Genomic DNA, 13,866 nt, shown 5'->3' with positions numbered 1-13,866 from the left:
ATAACGCCCGTATTCCATCGGAACCGGGCGTTGTCCGTGATCAAACCCTGAAGTGGCTGACCATCATCTGCAATTGACTACCCAGCCGCGCCAGTTCCACGCTGGAGGCGGCGGTTTCTTCGCTGGCGGCGGCGGTCTGTTCTGACACGTCGCGCACGTTGATGATGCTGCGGCTGATCTCCTCGGCCACGGCGCTTTGCTGCTCGGCAGCGGCGGCGATCTGCTGGTTCATCGACTGGATGTTCGACACCGTGCGGGTGATGTTTCCCAGGGACTCCCCAGCCTTGCGGGTCAGGGCCACGCTGCTGTCGGTGAGACTGCGGCTGTTGTTCATCACGGCGGCCACTTGCTGGGTGCCGTTCTGCAGGCCGGCCACCAGGCCTTCGATTTCCTCGGTGGATTTTTGCGTGCGCTGGGCCAGGCCACGGACTTCGTCGGCCACCACGGCGAAACCACGCCCGGCTTCACCGGCGCGGGCCGCTTCGATGGCGGCGTTGAGCGCCAACAGGTTGGTCTGCTCGGCCACGGCCTTGATCACGTCCATGACGCTGCCGATCTTGTCGCTTTCCTGTTGCAGCACGGTCATGGCGTCGGTGGAACGCACCACTTCGCTGGCCAGGCGTTCGATCTGGGCGATGGCTTCGCTGACCACCTTGTCACCGGCACGGGCTTCGCCATCTGCGGCGGCGGCTGCCTGGGAGGCTTCTTCGGCGTTGCGCGCCACTTCCTGGACCGTGGCGGTCATCTCATGCATGGCGGTCGCGACCTGGTCGGTCTCGACTTTCTGGCTGTTGACCCCGGCGCTGGTCTGCTCGGTCACGGCGGACAACTCTTCGGCGGCGCTGGCGATCTGGGTCACGCCATCGCGGATGCCGCTGATCAGGTCACGCAGGGTCACGCCCATGCGTGCGATGCCTTGTTGCAGTACACCCAGTTCGTCACGGCGGGTGACGATGACATTCTGCGACAGGTCGCCACTGGCAATGCGTTCGACCACGGCCAGGGTTTCGCGCAGCGGGCCGGTGATCTGGCGGGTAATGATGACGGCCGCAATAACACCGACCAGCAACGCCAGCAAGGTGCTGATCAGTTGCAGGGTGCGGGCCTCGGCGCTTTCAGCGTCGCGGCGGTCGAGTTGGATCTGGTACAGCTGCTCGCTCAAGGTCACGATGGTCGCGCCCTGGTCGGTCATTTCCTTGCGGGCCTGGACCACATCGGCGGTGGCCACTTTGAAGGCCTGCACGGCGCTGCGGTATTGGGTCAGGGCGTTTTCCAGCTGGCGCAGTTCATCCTGGCGGCTGCTGGAGAAATGTTCATTCAGCGGCTTGAGCGAAGCGATGGCGGCGTCCAGTTGGGCGATGGCCTTGCGTTCGGTGTCGGCGTTGCTGTTGGCGGTGTAGCCGCGCACTTCATAGCGGGCCAGCATGAAGGCCTGTTTGGCCTCGGTGATGGCCTGGAACTGGGTGAAACGTTCATCGCTGAGGGCCATTTGCCGCACGTCGGCGTCGAGGTCCTCGATCAGTTTGTAGGCGACGTCGGCGTTCGCGCCCATGACATCGCGGGCGCTGTTGCCGGCGCGATAGGCGCTGCGCATTTTGTTCAAGGACACCTGATAGGCACCGATGACCGCGCTCTGCTCCTTGAGCAGCTTGACGTTTGCCGGGCTCTTGAAACTGCTGAGCAGGGCGTTCTGTTGTGCCACGAAACCATCGAGGGTGGTCTGCACATTTTGTGCGGCGGTTTCGTCGCCATTGGTCAGCATGTATTGCAGGCGGGTGACGCGCAGTTTGGTCAGGCTGGCGTTGAGCTGGGTGATGTCGCTCATCCAGTTGCTGCGCTGGATCAGCCCTCCCAGGCTGGTCCAACTGGTCAGGGCCAGCAGGCAGGTCAGGACCAGCACCAGGCCGAAGCCCAGGCCCAATTTCATGTTGACGCTAATGTTGCCAAACCAGCTATTCATCAAATTCCTCCAGAAACGTTGTGCTGCTTGATCATCGATTGGCTGGAAGATTGTTGTTGTTAAGAGCCAGCAAGAGCATGTAGCAGGGCTGTATCGGCGAGGGGGCCTGGATCTGAAGCTTTTTTTCACATCGGTTTCACTGCCTGCCTACGTTGGCCTCTCTACTGTCGCGCCATCGAATGACTGGGTGGATGCCGTCGGGGCGGCTTGATGTGGAACTGAGACTGAGCCTTTTCGGCCTGACGCGCTCGATCGATGCGCGCTGGTTCGCCCGTTACCGAAACACTCTGGTCGTGCTGGCTTCGGCGCTGCTGGTGATCCCGTTGACCTTCTGGCTGCTGAGCCCGGCAGCGGTGCCGGACCTGGCCCATGGCAACATCGCCGGTGCCCGGGCCTTGGCCGATGGCTGGGCCAAGGGCGAGATGATCGTGCTGGTGCGCCATGTCGAGCGCTGCGACCACTCCAAGGCCGCGTGCCTGAATGAGCGCGAGGGCATCACGGACCGCGCCCGTGCCGTTGCGGTGGGCCTCGGTGCCCGGTTCGAGCAACTGGGCCTGGACAACGTCGACCTTTACAACAGTCCGCTGGTGCGTGCGACCCAGACGGCGGGGTACATGTTCAACAAGGTGAGTACCGGTGACGATTGGCTGATCAATTGCCGGCATGACCTGCTGCGTAATGCCCTGGCCCATAAGGTGGCGGGGCGCAACCTGATTCTGGTCACCCACAGCGAATGCATGCAGGCCATGGAAACCGCGCTCCAGCGCCCGACTTCGGCGTTCGGCTATGGCGCTTCGCTGTTCGTTTCCACTGCCCAGCCCCAAGCGCCACGCTTGCTTGGGTTTATCGAGGCCTCTGACTGGCACTCGGTGGCGTTTCAGTAATTTTTCCCACGATTAGGACCGCTCATGCTTACGTCTGCTCGCGCCCGTTTCTACGGACTCAACCTCGGAATTCCCTTGGTCTGTGCCGCCGTGGTGTTCCTGCTGTTCGATATGACCCGCATCGACATCGCCATCAGCGATCTTTTCTACGATCCGCTGCACCAGGTCTTTCCGCTAGAGCACGTGCGGCTCTTCGAGCAAATCACCCACAAGTGGGCGAGGGTCATCCCGAACTGGACCGGCGAGGCGGCCATAATGGGGGTGCTGTTGTCGTTTTTCTGGCCGATCTTCAAACCGGAAAAGCGCCCCGGGCTGCTTCGCCTGCTGGATAAGGCCCGACTGAGCAAACCATTACGTTTTGCCCACAAGCATCGTCGCGACTTTCTCTACGTGGTCTTCGCCTTTTCCCTCAGTACCGGGGTGATCCATTACCTCAAGGGCCACACCAGCGTGTACTGCCCGGTGGAAACCACCCAGTACGCCGGCAAGATCGAGCGCAAGGAATGGTTCCAGAACTTCGACCTGCTGAACGTCGCCGGTGACGGTCGTTGCTGGCCCGGTGGTCATGCGTCCGGCGGCTTCACGATGCTGGCGCTGTATTTCGTCGCCCGCCGCTACCGCTGGCGTCATTCGAAAGCCTTGATGTATGGGGCGCTGGCCCTGGGGTTTGTCTACGGCACGACCCGGGTCTTGCAGGGTTGGCACTACATGTCCCACACGTTCTGGGCGGGAATTTTCGTCTGGTTGAGTTGTTGGCTGATGGCGTTGCTGTTTTATGGGCGAGCGGCCTTGGAGCAGCCTGTGTCGACGCGACAGCGAACGACGGCAACGCCTGCCTTGCCTGCGTTGGGCAGCACACGTTCGTCAGTCTGAACGCCAGGCAAAAAAAAGCCCGCTGGGAGCGCGGGCTAAAACCTTAGTTTCTTGAATGAGCGAGGGGACTTTACCCAATCCCACGCAGGCGTGGGGTGAAGAAAAGTTCATGAGGCCGCGTTCTTGCACGACCTCATGGGTTTGGCCCCTTCTCACCGCACATCGAACCGATCCAGGTTCATCACCTTGACCCACGCCGCGATGAAGTCCTTGACGAACTGCTCCTGGGCATCCGGGCTGGCATAGACTTCGGCCAGGGCCCGCAGCTGCGCGTTGGAGCCGAAGACCAGGTCAACGCGAGTGCCGGTCCATTTGACCTGGCCGGTCTTGCGGTCGCGAGCTTCGAAGGTTTCCTGGGTGTCGGAAAGGGCTTTCCATTCCACGCCCATGTCGAGCAGGTTGACGAAAAAGTCGTTGCTCAACGTCCCAGGCCGTTGGGTAAAGACACCGTGCGCAGTGTGGCCGACATTGGTATCCAGTACCCGCAGGCCGCCAATCAGTGCCGTCATTTGCGGGGCGGTGAGGGTCAGCAGTTGTGCCTTGTCGATCAGCAGCGCCTCGGCGGACACGCGGTACCGGCCCTTGAGGTAGTTGCGAAAACCATCGGCGATGGGCTCGAGAAAACCGAACGACTCGACGTCCGTCTGCTCCTGGCTCGCGTCCATGCGTCCTGGCGTGAAAGGTACTGTCACGCTGAGCCCGGCATTGTTCGCGGCCTGTTCAATACCGGCGCTGCCAGCCAGCACGATCAGGTCCGCCAGGGAGATTTTCTTGCCGTCGGCTTGGGCGGCGTTGAACTCGCTCCGAACCCTCTCCAGGGTTGCCAGCACTTGGGCCAGCTGTTCTGGCTGGTTGGCTGGCCAATCCTTCTGCGGGGCCAGGCGCAGGCGGCCACCGTTGGCACCGCCGCGTTTGTCGGAACCACGGAAGGTGGAGGCCGCGGCCCACGCCGTGGACACCAGCTGTGAAACCGTGAGGCCCGAGCCCAGCAGCTTGGCTTTGAGGGCGGCGATGTCGCTGTCGTTGACCAGCGGATGGTCGACCGCCGGGATAGGGTCTTGCCACAACAGTTCTTCGTTGGGCAGTTCCGGGCCGAGGTAGCGTGAGAGCGGGCCCATGTCACGGTGGATCAGCTTGAACCAGGCGCGGGCAAAGGCGTCGGACAACTGCTCCGGGTTTTCCAGGAAGCGCCGGGAGATTTTTTCGTAGATCGGGTCGAAGCGCAGCGCCAGGTCGGTGGTCAGCATCGTTGGATTACGCCGTTTGGCCGGGTCATGGGCATCGGGGATGATGCCCGCGCCCGCGCCGTTCTTCGGCGTCCATTGATGCGCGCCTGCCGGGCTCTTGGTCAGTTCCCATTCGAAGCCGAACAGGTTCTCCAGGTAGTTGTTGCTCCAGCGGGTGGGCGTGGTGGTCCAGGTGACTTCCAGGCCACTGGTGATGGTGTCGGGCCCCTTGCCGGTGCCGAAGGTGCTCTTCCAGCCCAGGCCTTGCAGCTCCAGGCCAGCGGCCTCGGGCTCGGCGCCGACATTGTCCGCAGGCCCGGCGCCGTGGGTCTTGCCGAAGGCGTGGCCGCCGGCAATCAGTGCCACGGTTTCTTCGTCGTTCATCGCCATGCGGGCGAAGGTTTCGCGAATATCCAGCCCGGCGGCGACCGGGTCCGGCTGGCCCTCGGGGCCTTCCGGGTTGACGTAGATCAGCCCCATCTGCACGGCGGCCAGCGGGTTCTCCAGGTTGCGTCCTTCGTCAGTGCGGCTTTCTTCGTTGCCAGGTTCGGCCACCAATTGGCCTTCGCCGGGATCCTGCATGGCGGCTTTGTCGGGCTTGCCATAGCGAACATCGCCCCCCAGCCATTTGTTTTCGGAACCCCAGTAGACGTCTTCATCCGGCTCCCAGACATCGGCACGACCACCGGAAAAGCCGAAGGTCTTGAAGCCCATGGACTCCAGCGCGACGTTGCCGGTGAGGACGATCAGGTCGGCCCAGGAGATGTTGCGGCCATACTTCTGCTTGATCGGCCACAGCAGCCGACGCGCCTTGTCGAGGCTGACGTTGTCGGGCCAGCTGTTGAGCGGCGCAAACCGCTGCTGGCCGGAACCCGCCCCACCGCGTCCATCACCGGTGCGGTAGGTGCCTGCACTGTGCCAGGCCATGCGGACAAAGAGCGGTCCGTAGTGGCCGAAGTCCGCTGGCCACCAGTCTTGCGAGTCGGTCATCAGCGCATTCAGGTCTTGTTTCAAGGCCTGGAAGTCCAGGCGCTTGAACGCTTCGGCATAGTTGAAATCCTCGCCCATTGGGTCGGACAGCGAGGAGTGCTGGTGCAGGATCTTCAGATTCAGTTGGTTCGGCCACCAGTCGCGGTTCGTCGTGCCACCGCCAGCGGCGTGATTGAATGGGCATTTCGATTCGTTTGCCATGAGAAGCTACCTTTGGTCGTATTCATCCAGCTATCCGGCCCGGCGGGCTTCGAATAGCGACAGGCGAAATAAATGACACAGGGCGCAGGGCTCACAGTTCGCTCAACTGATCATGTTCTGCCACGCGGCAACGTCTAATTGCCAATACGATGGCCCACGGCAAGCCCAGTACGTTTCTGAACGCTTCCTATCTCTTGTCAGGTTTCACGGGCCGGATTACACCAGCCTGAATTCAGGCTAGTTCCCCTCTGGCAGATAGCTAATAGGCGCAGTATTAACGCTCGATAGGGACAATCTTTTATCGGCGTCCGGGGGTGAGGCAGATATGAGCGGCGCCTGCCGTGACGGGCCCCATCATGAACAAATGCCCGCGCAGCACGGCCTTCCACGAAGCGGGTCATGCCCTGGCCTTCTGGTGGAACGGTCAACCGATAAGACGCATCAGCGTGCGTGCCAAGGTCGAAGCCTGCGCGGGGCCTCTGTTCGACCTGCGCGGCAAGCCTCGATTCATGATCAAGGCGTTGCCACTGGCCCCATCCGACTCGGATGAAGGCCACTACTCGCTAGCGCTTCACTGTTTCCTCAAGAGAGAAGCGTCCCAGTGGGTTTTGTTGGAAGTGCTCGATGTTCTTGCGTGAAATATTGATGTACGGGCTGTAGTAGAGATCGATCCAGTTGACGTCCTGCTTGGCGATTGCCTGAAGGTCGGTATACATCTGCTTGCGCTTGGTCGGGTCCACTTCTACTCGCGCGGCCGCGACCAGATCCTTGACCTTGTCGTTCTTGTAGCGGGTCATGTAATTCATGTTGGTGTCATGTCCCAGCACGAAGGTGGTCTTCTGGTCCGGGTCGAGGATGTCGTTGGTCCAGTACATCACGGACAGATCGTAGTCGCCGTCGATCAGCATCTGCCAACTCTGGGTTGGGTCGACTTTCTGCAAGGTGGCTGTCACGCCGACTGCTGCGAGCTGTTGCTGGACCAGCACGGCGATCTGCTCGTCGGCTTCATTGCCCGCATTGACCACATAGTTGAGCTTCAGGCCTGAAGCGCCTGCATCTGCCAGCATTTTTTTGGCTTTCTCCGGGTCGTACGGGCGCTGCAGATTATCGGCATTGTGATAAAGCGCTCCTTTAGGAATGTAGGAGTACGCCACCTGGCCATGGCCGAACGTCACGGTATCGACCAGGGATTTTTTGTTGATCGCAAAGTCCAGGGCCTGACGTACTTCAGGCTTGCCCAGCAGTCCGTGCTCATGGTTGATCAGCAGATGATCCTCACGGGTGGAGGGATCCATGTGTACGACCAGGTTGGGATCTTTCTTCAGGGTTTCGACGCGCGAGAAGGGCACGAAGATCGCCGAATCCAGTTCGCCGGCCTGTACCTTCAACATCCGCGTATTGTCATCCGGGATGGAGATCCATTCCACGCCATCCAGGCTCACCTTGTCGGCCTGCCAGAAGTTGGGGTTCTTCTCCAGCACCACGCGATCACCGCGTAGCCACTCCTTGACGATAAAGGCGCCAGAAGCGACGGGGTCCTGGGCATAGGCTTCCTCACCCATTTTCTCCATGGCCTTTTGCGACAGGATGGAGACGTTGGGCAACGCCAGTTGCGCGAGGAAGGGCACTGAAGGGCTCGTGAGTGTCACCACCAGTGTCTGCGGGTCGGTTGCCTGGGCCTTGTCGATAATCTTGTAGGAGTCGCTCCACAGTGACCCTTTGTTGTCGCGGATGCGCAACAGACTGAACGCTGCATCGCTGGCGGTAATCGCTGAGCCGTCGGAGAACTTGGCCGAGCGCAGTTTGAAGGTATAGGTCCTGCCATCGTCGGAAACCTGCCAGCTTTCGGCCAACCCCGGTACCAGCTTGGTGCCGGTGTTGTCGACGCGCACCAATACGTCGTAGACATTGGAGAACACCCAGTTATCACGGTTCTGCGCGCTTTTGATCGGGTCGAACGTCGTACTTTCTTCACGGCAACCGATGGTCAGCACGCCTGCTGCCTGGGCGACACCGGCCGCCAGTGTGCAAGCGGTCAACGTCGCGGCGGTCAGCAACTTCAAATGTTTCGATCGCATGGTCAAACTCCCTATTGGTGAATGTTTTTAGAGCAATGGCTCTCCGAGCACGCAGCTATAACGATGTCCATTGATGTCATGGCTGGGGGGCGGCGTTTTCGCGCAGATGGGTTGTGCATACCGGCAGCGCGGGTGAAAAACGCAGCCGGATGGAAGGTTCAGGGGGCTGGGGGGCTCGCCAGGCAGGGGTTCGCTCAGCAACGGTCGAGTCGGGTCGATGTGGGGAATGGACTGGATCAGCGCGACGGTATAAGGATGCCGCGGGCTGCTGAACACGGCCTCCGTGGGGCCTTGCTCGACGATCTCGCCGAGGTACATTACGGCGACCCGATCACAGAGCCGCCGAACGATCGCCAGGTCGTGAGCGATGAACACTATCGCCAGGTTCATGCGCTGTCGCAGCTCCAGCAGCAGGTTGATGATCTGTCCCTGGATGGAAACGTCCAGCGCGGCCACGCATTCATCGGCGATGATCAACCGTGGCTCGATGGCCAGTGCCCGGGCGATCCCTACACGTTGGCATTGACCGCCACTCAACGAACCCGGTTTGCGGTGGGCCAGCTCCGGTCGCAGGCCGACCAGGTTCAGCAGTTCATCGACCCGCTGGCGAATCAGCGAGGCAGGAGTCGCACAGCGCACTCGCAGCACTTCAGCCAGGGTGTCGCCAATGCTCATCCGTGGATTGAGGGCGGTATAGGGATCCTGAAAAATCATCGCGGTTTCGTGGCGCAGTCGCTCGATGTCGATCCGCTTGCCTCGGGCCATATCCACGCCATCGAACAGGATTTGTCCGGCGCTGACCTCAGTGAGGCGCAAGATGGCCCGACCCAGGGTGCTCTTGCCGCTGCCCGACTCCCCCACCAACCCAAGCACCTCCCCGGTGGCCAGACTCAGCGACACGCCGTTGACGGCTTTCACCCATTGCCTGTTGATTCCGAACGGACCACTGCCTGGGGCGGCGAAGCGCACCTGCAGATCTTTCACGTGCAACAGGCTCATGACGAAGCTCCCACAGGCAGCGGGTAATGGCAGGCCACCCGGTGTGCCTCTGTCGTGACTTGCATCTGTGGCAACAGCCGCGTGCACTGGTTGCCCTGTTGAAGGCAGCGAGGATTGAAGCGGCAACCCGTGGGCAGCGCATTCAGCAGAGGAGGCTGGCCGGCGATGGTTTTGAGCATGGCATGGCCGGCGCTGGTAGCCGGTTGGCAGTCGATCAGGGCCGCCGTATAGGGATGTCGTGGGTGAGCCAGCAGATCAAGCTTGTTGCCGTGCTCGCAGAGCCGACCGGCGTACATCACCGCGATGGAATCACAGGTCTGGGCGACGATCCCCAGGTCGTGGGTGATCATGATGATTGACAGCCCACGTTGGTCGCGCAAATCCAGGAGCAGGCGCAGGATCTGTGCCTGTACCGTGACATCCAGGGCGGTGGTCGGCTCATCGGCGATCAGCACCTGGGGGTTGCAACCCAATGCCACGGCGATCATGGCGCGTTGACGCATGCCACCGGAAAACTCATGGGGATAACTGTCGACCCGCGTTAGCGGATCGGGAATGCCCACCTGGCGTAACACATCAATGGCCTTCGCCCGTGCTTCACGTTTGGACGCCCCCTGATGCAGGCGTATGCCCTCGCCGATCTGTTCGCCAATACGCATCAACGGGTCAAGATGACTGCCGGGATTCTGAAAAATCATCCCGAGCCGCCGACCCCGTATGCCCCGCATGTCGGCTTCATCCAGTGTCAGCAGGTCCTTGCCGGCAAGGCGCACGGCCGTGCCTTGGACCCGCAGGTTTGCAGAGGGCAGCAAACGCATCAAGGCCCGGCAGGCCATCGTCTTGCCTGAGCCGCTTTCACCCACCAGACCGAGGATTTCGCCTTCGGCCAAGTCAAATGACACGCGATCCACCAGCGTGACCTCGCCCTCACCGTGGCCGGCGATCACGCTGAGGTCCTCGACGTGCAGCACCGGTGTGCTCATGGGCGTTCTCCGAGGTGCTCGGCGACACCGTCGGCCAGCAGACTGAAGCCCATGGCCAAGGTGACGATCGCCAGTCCCGGGAAGGTGCAGATCCACCAGGCGCTGGTGATAAAACTCTGGCCTTCGGCGACCATCGTGCCCCACTCGGCGGTGGGGGGCTGAACCCCCAGGCCGAGATAGCTGACCGCCGCCCCATTGAGCAGTACCAGTACCGCATCGGACATGGAAAATACGATCGAACCGAACATGGCATTGGGCAACAGGTGCCGAAACAGAATGCGTCCATGGCCGAAGCCCAGGCTTTTGGCCGCCAGGGCGAAATCGCTGTGCTTGAGCACCAGGATCTGCGAACGGATCAGCCGTGCATAGGACACCCAACCCACCAGGGCCATCGCAATATAAAAGCTGCTCAGGCCGGGGCCGAGGATGGCCATGATTGCCAACATCAGCACCAGGAAGGGGAAGGCCAGGATAATATCGATCAGGCGCATGCAGATCGTGTCGAACCGGCCACCGATATAGCCGGCCAAGGCGCCGACGCAAGTGCCGATCAAGAACGGGAACACCACTCCGATCACGGAAATCTGCAAGTCGATGCGCGCACCCCAGATCACTCGGGAAAGAACGTCGCGACCGAAATTGTCCGTGCCGAACGGATGGGCCAGGCTCGGCCCCAGCAGGCGAATATCGGTGTTCTGGGCAATCGGATCGAAGGGCGCGACCCAGGGTGCCAAGAGTGCGAGCAACAGCCAGCCAAACAGAATCGCCAGGCCTAGCACGGTGGCCAGGCGACCGTTGCGCAAGCCGAAGCGCAGCGCAAGACGCCAGGCGGGACTGAGGGTCTGGCCGCTCATCGCATGTTCACCCGCGGATCAATCATCACGGTCAGCACATCGGCGAGGAAATTGACCGTGACGGTGGCGAGGGCCAGCACCATGGCCACGCCTTGGACCACCATGTAGTCGCGGGTAAAGATGCCGCGTACCAGCAATTGACCGATGCCGGGAATGGCAAACAGACTTTCGATGACCACCGTGCCGCTGATCAACCAGCCGATATTTACCGCCAGCAGGTTGACCGCCGGTACCAGGGAGTTGGGCAGCACATGCCGACGAAATATCGCCCGCTCGGACAAGCCCCGGGCCCGTGCGGCGGTGGCATGATCGGCTTGTAGCTCCATGAGCATGCTGGCGCGCAGGTTGCGCACCAGAACGGCGGAGAGTGCCAAGGCAATGGTCAGGCACGGCAAAACCATGTGATGCAGTTTGTCCCACCCTGTACGTCCATAGCCTGAGACCGGGAACAGTCCCAACTGCACACTGAGCAGCAGGATCAACATGATGCCTAGCCAGAACGCCGGCATGCCGAGCCCTGCCGTGGTGAACAGGCGAATCAGATGATCCTGCCAACCGCTCTTGTTGCGTGCCGCTACCGTGGCCAGCGGCACGGCAATCAGCAGCGCCAGCAGTACGCTGCCGAGCACCAGGAACAGGGTTGGCTCAATGCGGGTACTGATCAGCTGCAAGGCGTCGACTTTGTAGAGCAGCGATTGGCCGAGATCGCCTTTGAGCAGGTTCTTGAGAAAGTAGAAGTACTGCATCCACAAGGGCTGGTCGAGACCGTACTGGGCACGAATCCTGATCAGCGCCTCCGGCGTGCTGCGCGAGCCCAGCAGCGCCCTGGCGGGGTCCCCGGGGATCGAGCGCACGAGCACGAAGGTGATCATGCTGATGCCAAACAGCACCGGCAATAGCTGTAGCGGGCGCGACAGTATGAAACGGTAGCGCGCCAGGTTCATGGGCTAGTTCCGATGGCGGTGCAGAAAGTCCAGCAGGACCGGGAAGTAGGCGTGGGGCTCTTCGTAGAACGGCATGTGGCTGCTGTTGGGGAACACATTCAGTTGTACATCCTTGAGTGCCATTTTCATGCGCATCGCACAGGCTGGCGTCAGTTCATCATGTTGACCGGTGGTGATCAGCACAGGCATTTCGAAGCCGGCCATCTGCTCGATGCGATTCCAGTCCTTGAGATTGCCGGTATAGAGAAATTCGTTGGGGCCCTGCATGGTCATGTAAGGCCCCATGTTCCAGTCGCCCAGGGAACGTGTCACCGGTGCTGGCCACTCGTCCAGGCGGCAGACATGACGATAGTTGAGCAGGGTGATGGCCGCCTGGTATTGCGGATGATCCAGGGTGCCCAAGGCTTCGTGGCGCTGCATCATCGCGACGGTCTCACTGCCCAGGGCAGCCCGTAGACGCTCCAGCTCCAGGGACAGATGAGGAATATCGCCGGCGGTATTTTCCAGGATCAGGGTTTTCAGCGATTGAGGGTGATGAATGGCGTACTCGATCGCCAGCCAGCCACCCCAGGAGTGCCCCAGCAGGTGCACCTTGCCCAGGTCGAGGGCTTGGCGGACGGTCTCTACCTCCGCCACATAGCGGGTGATGTCCCACAGGGATTCGTCAGTAGGCCTGGCCGAGGCGCCGGTACCCAACTGATCGAAAGCGATGACCCGCAAGCCCTTTTCCTTGAGCCAGCCATGGCTGTCACGCAGATAATCGCAAGGCAATCCCGGGCCGCCATTGAGGCACAACAGCACGTCGTCGCCGTCGCCAAAGCCATAGGCCACCAGACGATGACCATCGACTTCCACGTCGTACCGCTGGTCTGGCTCGATCTCACGCCACATCATTGCTCTCCTGCTCAGGTGCGCCCGTTGGCTAAACCTTACCGAGGAAGCTACGCGCCCATAAGCTAGCAATTCTTATAGGTTTGATCCCTGGCATTCCCTCGCTCAGGCGTGGCATTCTACTTGCACGATTTCAGGATTGAAATTAATAAGGGAGCTGAATGGATGCAGGCCAAGCTGTCTGACTTCAATACCCGTCTTTTGTCTGGCAGGAGCCTGGACGAACAGCTGGATAACACCCTGGGGATGGTCCAGGCGCTAGGCTTTGAAGCCTTGGTGTACGACTACAGTCCGGTGCCGCTGGATCATGATGGGGCACTGATCACCCCGACTGTGCTGAAGTTGCGCAATACCCCCCATGATTGGCATTCGCTCTGGTGTGAAGCAGGTTATTACCAGATCGACCCCGTCCAGCATCTGGCAATCAATGCCATATCTCCTTTTGTCTGGTCCTATCGACCGGAGGCCGACACGGTGCTGCAGTCGTTCATCGGCCAGAGTCATGCACCGGTCGTGAGCTACCTGCGGGATTCGCGCATGACCTGTGGCGTGACGGTGCCGATGCATTTGCCCAAAGGTGGCTTTGCGACATTGACCGGGCTGCGCACCGATACGAAGGGGAGCATCCTGCAGGATGTCCGGCAAACGCTGGGCGACTTCAGCCTGATTTCCCATGCCTTGCAAGAGGCGGCTTTTCCGCTGCTCGGCAAGGAGGCCCGCGCATGCCCGGTTCGCCTGACCAAGCGCGAGCGTGAGTGCTTGAGATTAGCCGCTGAAGGGTTGACGGCGGCGGACATCGCCCGGCAACTGAATCGTTCCTTGGCCACCATCACCCTCCACCTGACTTCTGCAATGCACAAGCTTGGCGCCAGGAATCGAGTCCAGGCCGTGGTCAGGGCGGTGCACTATCGGTTGCTCGATAGCTGAAATCGGGTAAAAACCTATCTGTTTCTCTAGTTATTCCGCCGTCCAGTCCCCGGTAT

General features: G+C 61.0%; 11 protein-coding genes and 1 pseudogene. 3 read left to right on the top strand and 9 right to left on the bottom strand.

Annotation, left to right across the window (positions count from 1 at the left end):
* Positions 1–40: 40 nt before the first annotated feature.
* Together BLO80_RS30660 and BLO80_RS30655 are read right to left on the bottom strand one after the other, a co-directional pair.
* Complete coding sequence (locus BLO80_RS30660; protein ID WP_371914577.1) at positions 41–745, bottom strand: methyl-accepting chemotaxis protein; 705 nt, start codon at positions 743–745, stop codon at positions 41–43.
* 201 nt (positions 746–946) lie between these two features.
* Positions 947–1,825, bottom strand: a pseudogene (locus BLO80_RS30655) (methyl-accepting chemotaxis protein); the annotation flags it as partial.
* A 347-nt stretch (positions 1,826–2,172) separates the two neighbouring features.
* Between BLO80_RS30655 and BLO80_RS14930 the strand changes: the two are divergent.
* Both BLO80_RS14930 and BLO80_RS14925 read left to right on the top strand, forming a co-directional pair.
* Positions 2,173–2,844, top strand: coding sequence for a lipopolysaccharide core heptose(II)-phosphate phosphatase PmrG (locus BLO80_RS14930; RefSeq protein ID WP_092328754.1), 672 nt, complete (start codon positions 2,173–2,175; stop codon positions 2,842–2,844).
* Positions 2,845–2,868: 24 nt separating this feature from the next.
* A complete protein-coding gene (locus BLO80_RS14925; protein WP_092328683.1) occupies positions 2,869–3,717 on the top strand; it encodes a phosphatase PAP2 family protein in 849 nt (282 codons plus the stop codon).
* Positions 3,718–3,869: 152 nt separating this feature from the next.
* Here the strand turns inward: BLO80_RS14925 and katG are convergent, their stop codons facing one another.
* The 7 genes from katG to BLO80_RS14885 form a co-directional block, all read right to left on the bottom strand.
* Positions 3,870–6,134 (bottom strand): catalase/peroxidase HPI, encoded by a 2,265-nt coding sequence (gene katG / locus BLO80_RS14920; RefSeq protein ID WP_092328681.1) that lies wholly within the window; start codon positions 6,132–6,134, stop codon positions 3,870–3,872.
* Between the two features lie 563 nt (positions 6,135–6,697).
* On the bottom strand, positions 6,698–8,212 hold the full coding sequence (locus tag BLO80_RS14910) for an ABC transporter substrate-binding protein (RefSeq protein ID WP_092328675.1): 1,515 nt from the start codon (positions 8,210–8,212) through the stop codon (positions 6,698–6,700).
* Positions 8,213–8,239: 27 nt separating this feature from the next.
* On the bottom strand, positions 8,240–9,211 hold the full coding sequence (locus BLO80_RS14905) for an ABC transporter ATP-binding protein (RefSeq protein ID WP_092328673.1): 972 nt from the start codon (positions 9,209–9,211) through the stop codon (positions 8,240–8,242).
* On the bottom strand, positions 9,208–10,194 hold the full coding sequence (locus BLO80_RS14900; RefSeq protein WP_092328670.1) for an ABC transporter ATP-binding protein: 987 nt from the start codon (positions 10,192–10,194) through the stop codon (positions 9,208–9,210). Before BLO80_RS14900 ends, BLO80_RS14905 begins: the two co-directional genes overlap by 4 nt.
* Positions 10,191–11,048, bottom strand: coding sequence for an ABC transporter permease (locus BLO80_RS14895; protein WP_092328668.1), 858 nt, complete (start codon positions 11,046–11,048; stop codon positions 10,191–10,193). Before BLO80_RS14895 ends, BLO80_RS14900 begins: the two co-directional genes overlap by 4 nt.
* Positions 11,045–11,992 carry an ABC transporter permease gene (locus BLO80_RS14890; protein WP_060739260.1) on the bottom strand — a complete coding sequence of 316 codons (948 nt, stop codon included), beginning with the start codon at positions 11,990–11,992 and terminating at the stop codon, positions 11,045–11,047. Before BLO80_RS14890 ends, BLO80_RS14895 begins: the two co-directional genes overlap by 4 nt.
* A 3-nt stretch (positions 11,993–11,995) precedes the next feature.
* Positions 11,996–12,883, bottom strand: a complete 888-nt coding sequence (locus BLO80_RS14885) for a proline iminopeptidase-family hydrolase (RefSeq protein WP_092202037.1) — start codon at positions 12,881–12,883, stop codon at positions 11,996–11,998.
* A gap of 165 nt (positions 12,884–13,048) precedes the next feature.
* On the opposite strand from BLO80_RS14885, the gene BLO80_RS14880 reads away from it, so the two are divergent.
* Positions 13,049–13,810 (top strand): LuxR family transcriptional regulator, encoded by a 762-nt coding sequence (locus tag BLO80_RS14880; RefSeq protein WP_092328665.1) that lies wholly within the window; start codon positions 13,049–13,051, stop codon positions 13,808–13,810.
* Positions 13,811–13,866: the final 56 nt, after the last annotated feature.

This window comes from Pseudomonas sp. NFACC56-3 (assembly GCF_900100025.1).
In the GTDB taxonomy this organism is placed as follows: Bacteria; Pseudomonadota; Gammaproteobacteria; order Pseudomonadales; family Pseudomonadaceae; genus Aquipseudomonas; species Aquipseudomonas fluorescens_AA.
This window is presented reverse-complemented; position numbering and strand designations above follow the sequence as displayed.

Bases quoted from the DNA above. Each gene is read 5' to 3' on its own strand.
- BLO80_RS30660 (WP_371914577.1), bottom strand. From the start codon at position 745: ATGACCGCCACGGTCCAGGAAGTGGCGCGCAACGCCGAAGAAGCCTCC.
- BLO80_RS14925 (WP_092328683.1), top strand. From the start codon at position 2,869: ATGCTTACGTCTGCTCGCGCCCGTTTCTACGGACTCAACCTCGGAATT.
- katG (WP_092328681.1), bottom strand. From the start codon at position 6,134: ATGGCAAACGAATCGAAATGCCCATTCAATCACGCCGCTGGCGGTGGC.
- BLO80_RS14910 (WP_092328675.1), bottom strand. From the start codon at position 8,212: ATGCGATCGAAACATTTGAAGTTGCTGACCGCCGCGACGTTGACCGCT.
- BLO80_RS14905 (WP_092328673.1), bottom strand. From the start codon at position 9,211: ATGAGCCTGTTGCACGTGAAAGATCTGCAGGTGCGCTTCGCCGCCCCA.
- BLO80_RS14900 (WP_092328670.1), bottom strand. From the start codon at position 10,194: ATGAGCACACCGGTGCTGCACGTCGAGGACCTCAGCGTGATCGCCGGC.
- BLO80_RS14895 (WP_092328668.1), bottom strand. From the start codon at position 11,048: ATGAGCGGCCAGACCCTCAGTCCCGCCTGGCGTCTTGCGCTGCGCTTC.
- BLO80_RS14890 (WP_060739260.1), bottom strand. From the start codon at position 11,992: ATGAACCTGGCGCGCTACCGTTTCATACTGTCGCGCCCGCTACAGCTA.
- BLO80_RS14885 (WP_092202037.1), bottom strand. From the start codon at position 12,883: ATGTGGCGTGAGATCGAGCCAGACCAGCGGTACGACGTGGAAGTCGAT.
- BLO80_RS14880 (WP_092328665.1), top strand. From the start codon at position 13,049: ATGCAGGCCAAGCTGTCTGACTTCAATACCCGTCTTTTGTCTGGCAGG.